The organism is Croceitalea marina (assembly GCF_042684265.1).
In the GTDB taxonomy this organism is placed as follows: Bacteria; Bacteroidota; Bacteroidia; order Flavobacteriales; family Flavobacteriaceae; genus Croceitalea; species Croceitalea marina.
On record NZ_JBHULB010000005.1, the window covers coordinates 222,401 to 237,290 of the forward strand.

Sequence of the window (14,890 nt, forward strand, 5' to 3'; positions counted from 1 at the left end):
TATGGAGTTACGATTTACTATCGAGGAACTTAGCAAAGTTTCCAAAGAACTGCTTTCCAAATTTGATAAAAAAATTATCTGTTTTTATGGCCCAATGGGTGTTGGTAAAACCACGCTTATTAAGGCAATCATTAAAGAATTGGGGGTTGTAGATTCGGGTAACAGCCCAACCTTTGGTTTGGTTAATGAATACCATAATGCGAAAGGGGAATTAGTAGCTTACCATTTTGACTTCTATCGCATAGAGAATGAAGAAGAAGCCTTAGATATGGGCATTGATGACTATTTTAATTCTGATGCTTATATTTTTATTGAGTGGCCAGAAAAGATAGCCGGACTACTCCCAGAGGATAGTACAAAAATTCACCTACACCTCATCGATGAAAACACCCGTCTAATCGAGTATTAAATTTCTTAACGTATTGTTAATTGAAGTTTTTTTACCTTAAGACCACGAGAACGATTCATCTGCCCAAAAGTTAAGTAAGTCTGTCAAAAGACAGTTTTCATCGGTAAAATGCATATTTTATCGTTGAAATTACTTACTTTTGTAACGAATGAATTCATTTATTAACCAAAATTTTTAGTTACGATGAACACTAGAAAATTATTTTTTGGATTTTTGGCTGTTGCCTTTTTGGCAATGACCGCTGTATCAACTACTATCATTTCTGATGATACTTTAAGTGATACTAGTGAAGTAAAAAGATCTATTATTAAAAAAGAGTAGTCTTTTTGCGCATTATCTTTTAAAAAACCCTTTTTAAATAAAGGGTTTTTTTATGCAATAATCCGAAATAAATTGAGTTATTACCTATAATGAAAAAAAAACAATCTGCACAAAAAAGATTAATATTTGAAGGGTTCATAGCCCTATTTGTCGCATTGTCTCCTATCTTATTTTATTCCTATAAATACTTACCCGAACAAAAGATTATAGATTTTGTTTTTTTTAATATTGGGTCAAACGGTTTTGAAGATGCTTCAACGGCAATCTATTTCTATTTGACAAAACTTATTCCTTTACTTTTATTAATAATCTGGTTTGTAACAAGTAAGCAGTGGTGGTACCATGCTATTCTAATACCCATTGCCATGTATAGTTTCCAGTTGTATAGTGCAGTTTCAAATACAGGAAATATCGATGAAAATGAAATTTTATATGTAGTAGCAGTTTCTATGGTTATTATACCTATTGTCTATTTTATTAGAATCAAATTGGTAGATAAGTATGTACATGGTATTGATTTAAAAGCAATGGATACTGAGCTACAAGTACTCAAAGCTAAACAAGAGCTTAGAGAGGAACGAGAGAAACTAGAGCAACGTAAAGAGACACTCTCAAAAAAAATGTAGGTATAAATCTGTTGTACAGTTTGTAATTTATAGGTTCCAAAAACCGTCATGTCGACAGAGCTCAACACATGCTGTCATTTCGAACGGAATGGAGTGAATGTGAGAAATCTAAAAACACCTCACCTATAAGTAATTGTTTATATGCGATTTCTCAATCGCAGCAGGACTACTCATTTCGAAATGACTCGAAAAGCAACTCCTCTTCATTTCGAGTTTTTTAATAGTTATTAGTTAACCTATTTCGACAATACTTCGGCAGGTTCAGTATGACATAACAATATGACATTCTTTTATACTTTTTATACAGGCTCAAATAATTATAATTTTTTGAATAGCTTTACGGTAAGGTATAAATTAAATTTTCAGTTTAACAACTAATGGCGCAACCATCCTCACCGTTTAGCAAACAGCAACTATTACCTCAAGAAGAAACTTTAGAAGTCCTTAAACAAAAGGGTGAGCTTTTTATTGGCCTGCCCAAAGAAAACCAATTTCAAGAAAAACGTATTTGCCTTACCCCTGATGCTGTTAATGCGATAACCGCACATGGGCATCGTGTTCTTATAGAGGCTGGTGCAGGTGAAGGGGCCAATTATTCAGACTTAGATTACACCAATGCAGGCGCCGAAATTTCGAAAGACATCAAAAAGGTTTTTGCCTGCCCTATTGTTTTAAAAGTAGAGCCCCCTACCCTTGCAGAGATTAGCATGTTGAATCCGCAGACGATTGTGATATCCGCGCTCCAAATAAAAACTCAAAACAAAAAATATTTTGAGGAGCTTGCCAAAAAACGAATCACGGCCATTGCTTTTGAGTACATCCGTGATGAAGACGGTAAATACCCTGCGGTGCGCTCGCTGAGTGAAATAGCCGGTATATCCTCTATTCTAGTGGCGTCAGAACTTATGGCAACCACCAATAAGGGCAATGGTCTTATGTTCGGTAATATTAGCGGTGTGCCACCTGTAGAGGTCGTTATTATCGGTGCTGGTACCGTTGGAGAATTTGCCGCACGTTCTGCACTCGGGCTCGGTGCAAACATTAAAGTGTTCGATAATTCTATTACCAAGCTTAGAAATATTCAGACCAACCTTAATAGAACAATTTATACTTCTACCATACAGCCAAAGAATTTGCTTAAGGCGCTAAAACGTTGCGATGTCGCTATTGGTGCCACAAGGGGTCAAGATAGATCTCCCGTGGTAGTATCTACTTCTATGGTAGAAAATATGAAAAAGGGTGCAGTCATCATTGATGTGAGTATCGATACCGGTGGATGTTTTGAATCTTCAGAAGTTACTACACATGCAAAACCTACTGTAGAAAAATATGGCGTACTCCATTACGGAGTGCCTAACATTCCCTCAAGATATCCAAGAACTTCTACTATTTCTATAAGTAATATCTTTACGCCCTATTTGCTTAAGTTAGGTGAAGATGGTGGTTTAGAACATTCCCTTCGATTTGATAAAGGTTTACGTAATGGGCTCTATATGTACCATGGCATTCTTACCAACAAATCTGTAGGTGACTGGTTTAACCTCTCATATAACGATATCAATTTTTTAATTTTTTAATTTTAATGGCTTTTATAAAACGTTTGGGATGGTACCTCGTTGGGGTTTCAATAGGGCTTGTCTTTTTGGCATTTATTCTAAAAAAGAAATCTGGTGAAGAAGGTATCGATTTTTGTTACCTGCCCAATTGTAGAACTTTAAAAGATTTTCGTTCTAAAGCCATCTCTTACTCCGATTTAGCACAAGAACAAATAGAAACTATTGGTTTAGATAGTCTGTTTATTTCACAGGCTTTTACTGATGGTAATGTTGATTTTGGCAAAAGTGATACCAAGGCACAATCTTGCAAAACATATTTCGTGAATTTTGAAGAAAAGGAAATCGAATTAAAAAATTGCGAAACCAATATCATAATCGAAAAAATCACACTAGACCAATAAGACTATATCTTTCTACGTTCCCGCTCCCTTTTTAAAAGTCCGAGTTCTCGTGTCGTTTGTCCGGCCACCGAAGTGTTTTCTTCTGCCCTACGTATTAAATATGGCATTACATCCTTTACAGGTCCAAAAGGCAAATACTTGGCAACATTATACCCCTGATCTGCTAGATTAAATGAAATATGGTCGCTCATTCCAAAAAGCTGCCCAAACCACACCCTTGAATCTTCATTGGCTACCTGAGCATTTTTCATCAATTCCATCAAGCGATAAGAGCTTTCTTCATTATGCGTTCCAGCAAATAGGGAAATAACATCAAGGTGCTCTAGCATATATGCAACGGCAGCATCAAAATTTTCATCGGTTGCTTGTTTAGAAGCGCAAATTGGGGTGGGATAACCAAGTTCGTTGGCTCTTTCATTTTCCTTTTCCATATAGGCGCCACGCACCACTTTCATTCCTATTTTAAATCCATCGGCCAAGGCTTTTTGATGCAGACCTTTTAGATAATCCAATCTATCCCAGCGATACATCTGTAGCGTATTAAAAACAATGGCTTTCTTTTTATTGTACTTGCGCATTAGATCTTCTACCACCTTGTCCGCGGCATCTTGCATCCAGCTTTCTTCACCATCGATCAATAACGAAACATCTAAATCATAGGCTTTTTGGCACACCTTATCAAACCGATTTATCACCCGTTGCCACTCTTGAGATTCCTCCTCAGAAAGCTCTTTTCCCTCTCCTATTTTTTGATAAAGCGCAAATCGACCAAACCCTGTAGGCTTAAATACTGCAAAAGGAATCGCATCTTTCTCTTTTACAAAATCAAGAATCTTTAAAATAGTTTCCAACGCACTGTCAAAAGGATCATCGCCTTCTTGCCCTTCCACAGAATAATCCAATACGGAGCAAACTCCTTTTTCATACATTTTGTCAACCACTGGTAGGCAATCTTCTTCATTGACGCCCCCACAAAAATGGTCAAATACGGTTGCCCGAATAAGACCTTCAACCGGCAGATGTGCTTTAATGGCAAAATTGGTCATTGCCGTACCGATTCGCACCAAAGGCTCATTGGCAATCATTTTAAAAAGGAAATAGGCTCGCTCTAATTCTGAATCTGTTTTTAATTGAAAAGCTGTTGCTGTATTCTCAAAAATTCGCTGCATATTTTGCAAATTGATAAAGAATCAAAGATAAGCACGCCTTTCTTATTATTATCAATAAAATAAGTCTTTATTTTATAGCATATTTGAGTTCATGGAGACCGTATCAGCATCAACATATGATGTTCATTTTACCGAAGTAGCAAAGGCAACTATTCGTCAGCATGCAAGAAACACTACTTATTCAAAGGTTTTTCTTTTAGTCGATACAAATACCAGAAAACTTTGCTTGGACAAATTTGAAGCGATTGTCGATTTTAAGATTGATGCCATTATTGAGATCAAACCTGGTGAAGAACATAAAACCATAGCTACTTGCTTAGAAGTCTGGCAACAGTTATCAGATTTAGGGGCCGATAGAAAAAGTTTGCTAATAAATCTAGGTGGCGGTGTTGTTACCGATTTAGGAGGTTTTGTAGCTTCCACCTTTAAAAGAGGGATAGATTTTATAAACATACCCACTACCCTTTTGGCAATGGTAGATGCATCAATCGGTGGAAAGACTGGGGTGGATTTGGGTGTTTTAAAAAATCAGGTTGGGGTAATCAACCAACCGGTCATGGTTTTGATTTTTCCGGAATTCTTGGCAACATTAGAAGAAAGACAACTTAAGAGCGGATTTTCCGAAATGCTTAAACACGGTTTAATAAGTGATTCTACATATTGGGAAGAACTTATCAATACAAAAGATTTTTCTTCGACAGATTTTATTCGAAAATCGGTAGCCATAAAAAATAGCGTCGTTCTGCAAGACCCTACCGAAAAAGGGATCCGAAAAAAACTGAACTATGGCCATACCATTGGGCATGCGATTGAATCTTATTTTTTAGATAGCCCTCATTTAAAAACGCTCTTGCACGGGGAGGCCATTGCTATTGGGATGATTTTAGAAGGATACTTTTCTCATGAACTGTCGGGCCTTTCAAAATTAGACTTGAATGAAATAAAGAAAGCTTTTTTGAGTCACTTTAAAAAAGTTGATTTTACTGATCAGGATATCGAAATCATAATAGATTTACTAAAGCACGACAAGAAAAATACACACGGCAATGTGAACTTCGTACTCTTACAAGAAATAGGAATACCCGTTTTAGATGTTAAAGTGCCACTAGAATTATTCAAGAAAGCATTTGCTTACTACAAAGAATAACTGTTACGTATACTAAATACTTTAATTGACAACTCTTTAAAAGGCCAGCATCAAAAAATTCATAGCTTAGGTAACCTAAACCTAAAACACCTACTATGAAACGTGTTATTGTAGATTATAAAAGACTTGACCACACCGTCGCAGCATTATTAATAGACCTATATCCACATGGTTACGGTGATGAAGACATCATTATACTTAGAAAACCCAATGGAGAGGTTGTGGAAGCCGTAGAGGTTAAAACCGATGATACGATATACCTTGTAAAGATTAGTAATAGCCTTTCTAACTTCATAGCGACCTTTGAAGATACCATTGAAAAAGAACTTGAGAACAAACCTGCTGAAGGAGTTCTTGAAAACAACCAAGAATCGCAGCTAGAAGCAGAAACTGATTCTGATCTTGATATTTCAGAAGATTTATATTAGTTATGACCTAGGTATCGGTCCTCTATAATTTTTTTATGGTGTTTTAAATGCCCACACATAAGAAACCCAAGTGCGCGCACACTCATCTTACTATCACTGGCAACTCCGAAACGCATTAACTCCTCATCGTTCAAAGATTCGAATAATGCGATGGTCGCCATCCTCACAGTTTTAAATTCGTTTGTAATTGCCATTTTACCTTTAGAGTTCGCTCTACTCTGCGGAACAAATAAATCTTGTTCAAAACCGGGTAATGGGGTTTTATCGTTTCTAGAAAAACGTAAAGCGCGGTATTGAAAAATCCGTTCGGTATCGATTAAATGAACAAGGACTTCAGCTATCGACCACTTTTTTGGAGCATATGCAAAGTCCATTTTATCATCAGGAAGAGCAGCAATGAAATCAACTAAGGAGGCCAGGCCAGTCTTTAAACCATCCATTAAATCAGTTTCACCCAATATATCAATGTACGGTTGGTAATAACTGTTATACTCAGAAACATCTAAATCTCTACTATTCATCAAACCTTTTATAGCTCATTAAAAATAGTATGCATTAAGCGCTTTTTATCATTGATGCTTTCCTCTAAAGAAATCATGGTTTCGGTTCTACTTATTCCATCAATATCATCAATTTTAAAAATGATGTTTTTGGCATGTGTAGTATCCTTAGCTCTAATTTTACAGAAAATATTGAACTTACCTGTCGTAATATGAGCAACGGTTACATTAGGTATTTGGGCCAAACGCTCTAAAACAAACTTTGTTTGATGGGTCTTTTCAAGAAAAATACCAACATATGCTATAAAAGAGTATCCTAATTTAACATAATCCAAGGTTAAAGAAGACCCTCTAATTATACCGGCTTCCTCCATCTTTTTAACCCTAACATGCACTGTTCCCGCTGATATCAATAACTTTTTGGCAATATCGGTAAACGGTGTTCTGGTGTTGTCGATTAACATATCCAGAATCTGATGATCTATTTCGTCAAGCTTTACTTTGTTCATTTCAATATTATTTTCAACAAAATTAATGAATTAGAGAATAAAACGTAAGAAAACATTATTTTTTTTGAATATTATGTAAGAAAAAGATGGTTTTTAACTTTTCCAGTACAAGAATTAAATTTTTATAACATTAAATACCCAAAAAAATATGTCTTTTTTACTAACGAACCCTGGCATTTCAATTTAGGTTATTTACAATCATGAACCCAAATAGGCATTTACACTCCAAATTTTGCAGACGAAAATTCACATTTTCATCCCACTAACCGTGTTTTGAATTTTTAATTTTTATTACATTGAAAATCAGATATTTATTATTCATTACCTATACTTAAGATCATGCTAAATTTTATTTAAGACAATATTAGCACTTCTTCTAAATTCAATATTCTAATTTTACGATAAAGAATTATTTACAATTGTGAATTCAGAAATTTCAAATAGACTTCAAAAAGTAATTTCCCATTTCGAACTGACATCTGCTAAATTCGCAGACGCCATAGCTGTGCCCCGTTCTAGTGTATCACATATACTTAATAATAGAAATAAACCAAGTCTTGACTTTATCCTTAAAATCATCAAGGTATATCCTGAGATTGATTTGTATTGGTTATTGCAAGGTAAAGGTGACTTCCCCTCCCCCAGCCAAAGAAAAAACCAGTCTCTACCTTCCAAAATCGAGACCCTATCAAACAAAAGTTCAAATACCACAAAAGAACCTGAAAAGCTCTCAAGTAATTCGCAAAAAGAAATTAATAAAGTGGTGATTTTTTACAAAGACGGTACTTTTGAATCGTATAATCCTAATAAATAGGTTTTATATGGATAAGTATTTTAGTACTTTTCGGCCATGAAAAAACCCCTACTCCAGTTATTGATACTGAACCTTATGTTTTCTTGCCAAGAAGCTCCTGAGAGAAATTGCAAAGACTTTAAAAATGGTGCTTTTAGCTTTACCAGTGTTGTTGAGGGGGATAGCCTTACCACTACTTTTGTTAGAAAAGATGGCATCGAAATCGATTATTTTAGAAATCAAGTCGATACTTCAAGCGTTAGATGGATCAACGATTGTGAATATATCTTAAAGCAATTGAACCCGAAAAACAAGCAAGAAGAAAAGTCTATTCATATAAAAATCTTGACAACTACCGATAGTTCTTATACATTTGAATTTAATACTGTGGGAGATTCTAAAAAATTAAGAGGAACTGCCATTAAAAACGACTAACCATGTTTGAAATTTTTACCAGTCCAGATGCATGGATTGCACTGCTCACACTAACTTTTCTTGAAATTGTTTTAGGCATTGATAATATTATTTTTATCTCAATTGCAGCGGGTAAACTAGAGAAAAAAGATAGAAAGAAGGCCACCAATATTGGGCTTGTTCTCGCCATGGCCATGCGTATAGTGCTCCTCTTCGGAATCACGTGGCTTACATCGCTAAAGAAGCCATTTTTGGTACTTAGTGAGTCTTGGATTCATGGTGGAATAAGTTGGCAAGCCCTAATTCTCTTTCTAGGCGGTCTTTTTCTGCTTTATAAGAGCACTAAGGAAATACGCGAGAAAATTGAGGACAAAGGTCATGATGAAAGAGAAGTAAAAAAAGGGCAATCTAACTCTTTGACAAAGGCCATCATACAAATAACCATAATAAATATTGTCTTTTCATTTGACTCTATTCTTACCGCTATCGGAATGACAAATGGCATTTCCCCCAATCCAAATGACGCATTAATCTTGATGATTATAGCCGTTGTTGTCTCTGTTTTAATAATGATGTTGTTTGCAAACCCGGTTGGAGAATTTGTAACGAAACACCCATCTATACAAGTTTTAGGATTATCTTTTCTAATATTAATCGGCTTTATGCTTATTGCAGAAGCGGCCCACTTATCGCATTTGGTAGTTTTTGACCAAGAAGTTGGTACGATTCCGAAAGGTTACCTGTACTTCTCCATCGCGTTCTCATTAATGGTAGAGTTCTTTGATATGCGGATGAAGAAAAATAAGAAACCTGCCGAAGAAAAAATATTGGAAGATTAGACACAAATGAAAACTCAAGTTTTGTGATATAAAAAAGCCCGCTTAGACGCGGGCTTTTTATTTAATTTGAATTTTGTTCAGTGAACTAGTTTGGTCTACTGAATGCAACCTCAGGATTTTCACTTTTCTGTTTTTCAAACAATCGCTGCTGTTGTTTTACCGTCATAGTACTACCGTCATGACTCCATCCCGGAGGTCCAAAAACATACATAAGCTTGTGGGAAAGTTTTGGAGATTTTTTCATATCCATCCAGATATCCTTGAATTCATGGGTTAGTATTACAATAGGGTTGTTAGAGTTTGGGGCATGAATAACACCGTACTTAACGTCAATAGAATCATCTAGCGGCAGCCAAGTTCCAAATAGCTTATCGAATATGTTTAAAAATCCACCATGGTTTTTATCTAAATATTCGACATTTTGGGCATGATGGACTTGATGCATTGTATGTGTATTCATGAATTTTTCAAAAATACCAAGCTTAGGGAGCAACACCGTATGCAACTGAAATTGCCATAAGGCCTCGATACCTAAACAGAATACGACCATTTCAGGAGAGAAACCGATTGCCGGCATCCACATATAAAATAAAGGCTTATACAAAAGGGTAAACCAACCGTTACGCACTGCTGTCCCTAAATTGAAGTTATCTGATGAATGGTGCACAATATGAGCTGCCCAAAGAATACGAATTTCGTGATTGGCCCTGTGAAACCAGTAATAGGTGAAATCATCAGCTAATTGGCATAATAGCCAAATATACCAGGCATAACCAAAAGATTTATACCCCATAACATTGGTTCGCACCCCATCTACTAAAGGATTAAAGAGCTCATACACGTATGTGAATATTACAATTGCCGATACTACTTTTAGCAAAGCCGCTAAAATCGCGGAGCCAAGACCCATAAAACCACTTGCGAAAAGATCGTTCCAATCATACAAATCATGATGTTCGTCATGATTTTTACTATATGTTAATTCCAATAAGATGAAAATGATAAAACAAGGACCTCCGTAAACAAGAGGATTGGTAAAATCCATAAAAAAGCTATTTTAATTCAAATATAAACATCTTAGATGCCCATACATAAACTGTTGAATATTTAGATGGCAAACACATACTATTACTCGTTATTTGCTAAACAAAGAGGTGTAAAACAAGTGTGTTTATATTAGAATAAAGTTGTTTGCGATTCTTCATCACTATCCGGTTTGTTTGTATTTTCTCCATCTACATTTTCTTCTTCAACAACTTCTATCTCATTAGGTGATTGTGCTTGGGGTTCTTCATAAGGGAGCGATTCCAGAGCGTTTATATTTTTAACCTTATCACTGGTAAGTTGATTTCCAAGGGCTTTAATTCCTTTGACAGCAATAAAATCTTCAACGTCTACTTCATGATTAGCCTTAGCTTCTTTACCTCTTGGTTTCACAAATTCTAATTCTACAACTGGCCTCCAATCCGTAGATATCAATTCGAGTTGCGATTTGGGATGTTCGGTGATTATCAAATCTTCTCTATTGGCATTTTCAATCAAGAAGCGTTTTATGTAGTAGCGCTCTTTCTCACCATCGTAATAAATGGCAGAAATTGGTTTGTTCGGATTCCATTTTTCAAGAACAATCATATCGTCGTCAAAACGAGCATTTAAATCAGGAACAATCGTTTTTACATACCCTTTCTGATTTACGACCAGTAATAAGTCATCTGGTCGAAACTCTCCGAGCAGCTCTCCTCTTTCATCCACATTCAAGCGCTGTACAATATCATCGAACCAAATTTTACGCGGTTTTAAAGTAGAAAGTCCTTTTTCTTTTAATTCGATTCGCTTAACAGGATATTTTGTAACAATATTTCCTTTGGAAGTTCTCCCTTTTATTAGAACGTCAGCGAAGTCGATATCCCATTTTAGCTTTTTGATACTTCCTGATTGTCTAAGGTGCACTGTGATTACTTCAGCTTCACCGTTGGGGTTTGCCGAAAAATAAAGCACATCAGAATTCGCATTGCCATTGGTGAGGTCATACATTTTGTCTCGCGTAATACTCGTGACATTGAAACGCTTGATATAACTAGGACCTCCCCTGCCATCTTTATAAATCATGTTGAATGTAGTGCGTTTATCCTTTTTCTTAAATACGGCTACATGAATAATATTCTTATCAACAAAAATTTTGGAATCCACCTTAGTGACCATCATCTCACCTTTTTTGGTGAAAACAATAATATCATCAATGTCACTACAATCAGTAACATATTCATCACGCCTTAAGGATGTGCCTACAAAGCCTTCTTCACGATTTACATAGAGTTTTGTATTCCGGATGACCACTTTTGTAGCCTCGATATCGTCGAATATTCTGATTTCGGACTTACGTTCACGCCCCTGCGCATATTTCTTTTTGAGTTCCTGAAAATAGTCGATGGCGAAATCTACCAAATTGGCTAGGTAATTCTTCGTTTCCGCTATTCTATCCTCTAAACTGTCTAAATGCTGCTTGGCCTTGTCTAAATCGAATTTAGAGATTCTTTTAATTCGTATTTCTGTCAGTCGAACGATATCCTCTTCGGTAACAGCACGTCGTAAATGCTTGGTGTGCGGTTTAAGGCCTTCATCGATAGCTGCAATAACACCCTCCCAAGTCTCTTCTTCTTCAATTTCACGGTAAATACGGTTCTCAATAAATATTCGCTCAAGAGAAGCAAAATGCCACTGTTCTTCCAGTTCGTTAAGTTGAATCTCTAGCTCTGCCTTAAGAAGTTCTACCGTACTATCCGTTGACCTGCGCAACATTTCAGTAACGCCCATGAAAATAGGCTTGTTGTCTTCTATGATACACCCAAGTGGTGAAATAGAAGATTCACACGCAGTGAAGGCATACAAAGCATCTATGGTTTTGTCCGGGGAAATTCCTGAGGGCAAGTGCACCAAAATTTCAACTTCGGCCGCAGTATTATCCTCAATTTTTTTGATTTTTATTTTGCCCTTGTCATTGGCCTTAAGTATAGAATCTATTAAAGAAGAAGTATTGGTTCCGTAGGGTATCTCTTTAATAACCAATGTATTCTTATCAATATTTTCTATTCTTGCTCGAACTCTTATTTTTCCACCGCGAAGACCATCATTATAGTTAGTAACATCTATAATTCCGGAGGTAGGAAAATCAGGATATATCTTAAAACTTTTTCCTTTAAGATGCTTTATGGATGCATCTATCAATTCAACAAAATTATGGGGTAGTACCTTAGTTGAAAGACCGACCGCAATACCTTCTGCACCTTGAGCCAACAGCAAGGGAAACTTAACGGGTAAATTAACCGGCTCCTTTTTTCGTCCGTCATATGAAAGTTGCCATTCCGTAATCTTAGGACTAAAAATAACCTCCAGAGCAAACTTAGAAAGCCTAGCTTCGATATACCTTGAAGCAGCCGCCCTGTCTCCGGTAAGAATGTTACCCCAGTTACCTTGGGTGTCAATCAATAAATCTTTTTGGCCAATTTGCACCATTGCGTCTGCAATACTGGCATCTCCATGAGGATGATACTGCATCGTATGCCCAACAACATTGGCTACTTTATTATAACGCCCATCATCGAGTTCTTTAAGCGAATGCATAATTCTTCGTTGCACAGGCTTAAATCCGTCTTCTATCGCAGGTACCGCTCGCTCAAGAATTACATAAGAGGCATAGTCTAAAAACCAATCTTTATACATGCCCGTTACCCGGGTCAACGCATCGTCAGGGGCTCCCTCGTTATTCGAAAAGCCTTCTGTCAATTCTTCATTTCCATCCATGTATTAAACAAATCTTATTATTTTGATTTACAACTGATTTTCTTCGACCAAATCAAGTTCTACTTTAAGGTTTTTAATTATAAATTCTTGACGGTCAGGTGTATTTTTACCCATATAGAATTTCAATAATTCTTCAATGGACATTGCTTTATCTAACATTACAGGTTCTAATCTAATATCGTCACCGATAAAATGCTTGAACTCATCAGGAGAGATTTCGCCCAATCCTTTAAATCGTGTTATTTCAGGTTTGCCAGTAAGTTTCTCAATTGCGTTTTTTCGTTCTTCTTCACTATAACAATAAATCGTTTCTTTTTTATTTCTTACCCTAAAAAGTGGAGTTTGCAAAATGTATAAATGATTCTCTTTAATCAGTTCAGGAAAAAACTGCAGAAAAAATGTAATCAATAGCAAGCGAATATGCATTCCATCAACATCAGCATCAGTTGCTATCACAATATTATTATATCGAAGGTCTTCCATAGAATCTTCGATATTGAGTGCAGCCTGTAGTAAATTAAACTCCTCGTTCTCATAAACAATCTTCTTAGACATGCCGTAAGAATTTAAAGGTTTACCTCTAAGACTAAAGACCGCCTGCGTATTTACATCCCTAGATTTGGTTATAGACCCAGAAGCCGAATCTCCCTCGGTAATAAAGAGGGTGCTTTCCAATCGTCTGTCCTTCTTCATATCTTGCAAATGCACACGACAATCACGTAATTTTTTATTATGTAAGCTTGCTTTTTTTGCACGATCGCGAGCTAGTTTTCGAATACCCGATAGCTCTTTACGTTCTTTTTCGGCCTGCACAATTTTACGTTGCAAAGCTTCAGCAGTTGTCGTATTCTTATGAAGAAAATTGTCTAAATATTTCCCTATAAAATCATTGATATAGGTCCGTACCGTAGGCAAATCGCCTCCCATGTCCGTAGAACCTAATTTTGTTTTGGTCTGGCTCTCAAACACGGGCTCCATTACTTTTATGGCGATAGCAGAAATAATGGATTTTCTAATATCCGAGGCATCATAATTTTTGCCATAAAAATCACGAATGGTTTTTACAATGGCCTCTCTAAAAGCCGCTTGATGCGTTCCGCCCTGTGTTGTATGTTGTCCGTTTACAAAAGAATGGTACTCTTCGCTATATTGCGTTTTACTATGTGTGATAGCGACTTCAATGTCATCTCCCTTTAAATGAACTATCGGATAAAGAAAGTCCTCTTGATTGTTATTGTCTTCTAGTAAATCTTTAAGTCCATTTTCTGAGTGAAACTTCTCGCCATTAAAGACAATGGTCAATCCCGGATTTAAGTACACGTAATTTTTGAGCATGCGTTCTACATACTCGTTTCGATATTTGAACTTTTTAAAAATAGCCTCATCGGGAATAAAACTTACATGGGTACCCCTTCGCTTTGTAGAATCTGTCAACTCTTCGTTAACTAGGTTACCCGCTTTAAACTCTGCTGATTTAGATTGACCATCTCTTATCGATTCAACCCTAAAGTAATTGGAAAGCGCATTGACCGCTTTTGTACCCACACCATTTAACCCAACGGATTTTTTAAACGCCCGGGAATCATACTTACCGCCCGTGTTCATTTTAGAAACCACATCAACCACTTTACCTAGCGGAATACCACGGCCATAGTCTCGAACCCTTACCTCACTGTCTTTTATTACAATTTCAATGGTTTTGCCCGCACCCATCACAAACTCATCGATACAGTTGTCTAAAACTTCTTTCAAAAGAATATAGATTCCATCATCAGCGGATGAACCATCACCAAGCTTACCAATATACATTCCTGGGCGCATACGAATATGCTCTTTCCAGTCGAGGGAACGGATATTGTCTTCGGTATAATTGGTGTTTGCCATTAAAAACGGGATTATCCCAGCTAATATAGAATTTAGGAGGAAAAATCAAAATGTTACCTCGGGAAAGTAATCAACAAAAGCAAAAAGGATTGT

At 36.4% G+C, this 14,890-nt stretch carries 16 protein-coding genes; 10 read left to right on the plus strand and 6 right to left on the minus strand.

From position 1 onward, the window contains the following. The first annotated feature begins 1 nt into the window (after position 1). The 5 genes from tsaE to ACFSQJ_RS02000 all read left to right on the plus strand — a co-directional run bounded on the left by tsaE (position 2) and on the right by ACFSQJ_RS02000 (position 3,313). Positions 2 to 409, plus strand: coding sequence for a tRNA (adenosine(37)-N6)-threonylcarbamoyltransferase complex ATPase subunit type 1 TsaE (gene tsaE / locus ACFSQJ_RS01980; RefSeq protein ID WP_377765113.1), 408 nt, complete (start codon positions 2 to 4; stop codon positions 407 to 409). A gap of 183 nt (positions 410 to 592) precedes the next feature. Further along, the gene (locus tag ACFSQJ_RS01985; RefSeq protein WP_377765115.1) at positions 593 to 730 is read left to right on the plus strand and encodes a hypothetical protein; all 138 of its coding nucleotides are present in this window, start codon (positions 593 to 595) and stop codon (positions 728 to 730) included. An 89-nt stretch (positions 731 to 819) separates the two neighbouring features. Next, complete coding sequence (locus ACFSQJ_RS01990; RefSeq protein WP_377765116.1) at positions 820 to 1,356, plus strand: hypothetical protein; 537 nt, start codon at positions 820 to 822, stop codon at positions 1,354 to 1,356. Positions 1,357 to 1,733: 377 nt separating this feature from the next. Beyond that, entirely contained in the window at positions 1,734 to 2,933 is a 1,200-nt protein-coding gene (locus ACFSQJ_RS01995) for an alanine dehydrogenase (protein ID WP_377765118.1), read from the plus strand. A 5-nt stretch (positions 2,934 to 2,938) separates the two neighbouring features. Further along, a complete protein-coding gene (locus ACFSQJ_RS02000) occupies positions 2,939 to 3,313 on the plus strand; it encodes a DUF4258 domain-containing protein (protein ID WP_377765119.1) in 375 nt (124 codons plus the stop codon). A 2-nt stretch (positions 3,314 to 3,315) separates the two neighbouring features. Here the strand turns inward: ACFSQJ_RS02000 and ACFSQJ_RS02005 are convergent, their stop codons facing one another. Beyond that, positions 3,316 to 4,482 carry a proline dehydrogenase family protein gene (locus ACFSQJ_RS02005; protein WP_377765121.1) on the minus strand — a complete coding sequence of 389 codons (1,167 nt, stop codon included), beginning with the start codon at positions 4,480 to 4,482 and terminating at the stop codon, positions 3,316 to 3,318. 91 nt (positions 4,483 to 4,573) lie between these two features. On the opposite strand from ACFSQJ_RS02005, the gene aroB reads away from it, so the two are divergent. Both aroB and ACFSQJ_RS02015 read left to right on the plus strand, forming a co-directional pair. Continuing rightward, positions 4,574 to 5,629 carry a 3-dehydroquinate synthase gene (gene aroB, locus ACFSQJ_RS02010; RefSeq protein WP_377765123.1) on the plus strand — a complete coding sequence of 352 codons (1,056 nt, stop codon included), beginning with the start codon at positions 4,574 to 4,576 and terminating at the stop codon, positions 5,627 to 5,629. Between the two features lie 95 nt (positions 5,630 to 5,724). Further along, positions 5,725 to 6,057, plus strand: a complete 333-nt coding sequence (locus ACFSQJ_RS02015) for a hypothetical protein (protein WP_377765125.1) — start codon at positions 5,725 to 5,727, stop codon at positions 6,055 to 6,057. Here ACFSQJ_RS02015 and ACFSQJ_RS02020 read toward each other — a convergent pair. Together ACFSQJ_RS02020 and ACFSQJ_RS02025 are read right to left on the minus strand one after the other, a co-directional pair. Further along, complete coding sequence (locus ACFSQJ_RS02020; RefSeq protein ID WP_377765126.1) at positions 6,054 to 6,578, minus strand: DinB family protein; 525 nt, start codon at positions 6,576 to 6,578, stop codon at positions 6,054 to 6,056. The two genes, ACFSQJ_RS02015 and ACFSQJ_RS02020, sit on opposite strands and share 4 nt — an antisense overlap. Before the next feature lie 8 nt (positions 6,579 to 6,586). Next, positions 6,587 to 7,066, minus strand: coding sequence for an Lrp/AsnC family transcriptional regulator (locus ACFSQJ_RS02025; RefSeq protein ID WP_377765128.1), 480 nt, complete (start codon positions 7,064 to 7,066; stop codon positions 6,587 to 6,589). Between the two features lie 421 nt (positions 7,067 to 7,487). Here ACFSQJ_RS02025 and ACFSQJ_RS02030 point away from each other — a divergent pair, with 421 nt between their 5' ends. Genes ACFSQJ_RS02030 through ACFSQJ_RS02040 form a run of 3 tightly spaced genes read left to right on the plus strand, consistent with a single transcriptional unit; the run spans position 7,488 to position 9,112 of the window. Next, positions 7,488 to 7,880 carry a helix-turn-helix transcriptional regulator gene (locus tag ACFSQJ_RS02030; protein ID WP_377765130.1) on the plus strand — a complete coding sequence of 131 codons (393 nt, stop codon included), beginning with the start codon at positions 7,488 to 7,490 and terminating at the stop codon, positions 7,878 to 7,880. Between the two features lie 36 nt (positions 7,881 to 7,916). After that, on the plus strand, positions 7,917 to 8,294 hold the full coding sequence (locus tag ACFSQJ_RS02035; RefSeq protein WP_377765131.1) for a DNA topoisomerase IV: 378 nt from the start codon (positions 7,917 to 7,919) through the stop codon (positions 8,292 to 8,294). A gap of 2 nt (positions 8,295 to 8,296) precedes the next feature. Further along, on the plus strand, positions 8,297 to 9,112 hold the full coding sequence (locus tag ACFSQJ_RS02040) for a TerC family protein (protein WP_377765133.1): 816 nt from the start codon (positions 8,297 to 8,299) through the stop codon (positions 9,110 to 9,112). An 85-nt stretch (positions 9,113 to 9,197) separates the two neighbouring features. Here the strand turns inward: ACFSQJ_RS02040 and ACFSQJ_RS02045 are convergent, their stop codons facing one another. The 3 genes from ACFSQJ_RS02045 to ACFSQJ_RS02055 all read right to left on the minus strand — a co-directional run bounded on the left by ACFSQJ_RS02045 (position 9,198) and on the right by ACFSQJ_RS02055 (position 14,797). Beyond that, on the minus strand, positions 9,198 to 10,157 hold the full coding sequence (locus ACFSQJ_RS02045; RefSeq protein WP_377765134.1) for a sterol desaturase family protein: 960 nt from the start codon (positions 10,155 to 10,157) through the stop codon (positions 9,198 to 9,200). A gap of 131 nt (positions 10,158 to 10,288) precedes the next feature. Continuing rightward, positions 10,289 to 12,913 (minus strand): DNA gyrase/topoisomerase IV subunit A, encoded by a 2,625-nt coding sequence (locus tag ACFSQJ_RS02050; protein WP_377765135.1) that lies wholly within the window; start codon positions 12,911 to 12,913, stop codon positions 10,289 to 10,291. A gap of 27 nt (positions 12,914 to 12,940) precedes the next feature. Then, entirely contained in the window at positions 12,941 to 14,797 is a 1,857-nt protein-coding gene (locus ACFSQJ_RS02055; protein ID WP_377765137.1) for a DNA topoisomerase IV subunit B, read from the minus strand. Positions 14,798 to 14,890: the final 93 nt, after the last annotated feature.

Bases quoted from the DNA above. Each gene is read 5' to 3' on its own strand.
- ACFSQJ_RS02055 (WP_377765137.1), bottom strand. From the start codon at position 14,797: ATGGCAAACACCAATTATACCGAAGACAATATCCGTTCCCTCGACTGG.
- ACFSQJ_RS01995 (WP_377765118.1), top strand. From the start codon at position 1,734: ATGGCGCAACCATCCTCACCGTTTAGCAAACAGCAACTATTACCTCAA.
- ACFSQJ_RS02020 (WP_377765126.1), bottom strand. From the start codon at position 6,578: ATGAATAGTAGAGATTTAGATGTTTCTGAGTATAACAGTTATTACCAA.
- tsaE (WP_377765113.1), top strand. From the start codon at position 2: ATGGAGTTACGATTTACTATCGAGGAACTTAGCAAAGTTTCCAAAGAA.
- aroB (WP_377765123.1), top strand. From the start codon at position 4,574: ATGGAGACCGTATCAGCATCAACATATGATGTTCATTTTACCGAAGTA.
- ACFSQJ_RS02040 (WP_377765133.1), top strand. From the start codon at position 8,297: ATGTTTGAAATTTTTACCAGTCCAGATGCATGGATTGCACTGCTCACA.
- ACFSQJ_RS01990 (WP_377765116.1), top strand. From the start codon at position 820: ATGAAAAAAAAACAATCTGCACAAAAAAGATTAATATTTGAAGGGTTC.
- ACFSQJ_RS02005 (WP_377765121.1), bottom strand. From the start codon at position 4,482: ATGCAGCGAATTTTTGAGAATACAGCAACAGCTTTTCAATTAAAAACA.
- ACFSQJ_RS02045 (WP_377765134.1), bottom strand. From the start codon at position 10,157: ATGGATTTTACCAATCCTCTTGTTTACGGAGGTCCTTGTTTTATCATT.
- ACFSQJ_RS02025 (WP_377765128.1), bottom strand. From the start codon at position 7,066: ATGAACAAAGTAAAGCTTGACGAAATAGATCATCAGATTCTGGATATG.
- ACFSQJ_RS02050 (WP_377765135.1), bottom strand. From the start codon at position 12,913: ATGGATGGAAATGAAGAATTGACAGAAGGCTTTTCGAATAACGAGGGA.
- ACFSQJ_RS02000 (WP_377765119.1), top strand. From the start codon at position 2,939: ATGGCTTTTATAAAACGTTTGGGATGGTACCTCGTTGGGGTTTCAATA.
- ACFSQJ_RS01985 (WP_377765115.1), top strand. From the start codon at position 593: ATGAACACTAGAAAATTATTTTTTGGATTTTTGGCTGTTGCCTTTTTG.
- ACFSQJ_RS02035 (WP_377765131.1), top strand. From the start codon at position 7,917: ATGAAAAAACCCCTACTCCAGTTATTGATACTGAACCTTATGTTTTCT.
- ACFSQJ_RS02015 (WP_377765125.1), top strand. From the start codon at position 5,725: ATGAAACGTGTTATTGTAGATTATAAAAGACTTGACCACACCGTCGCA.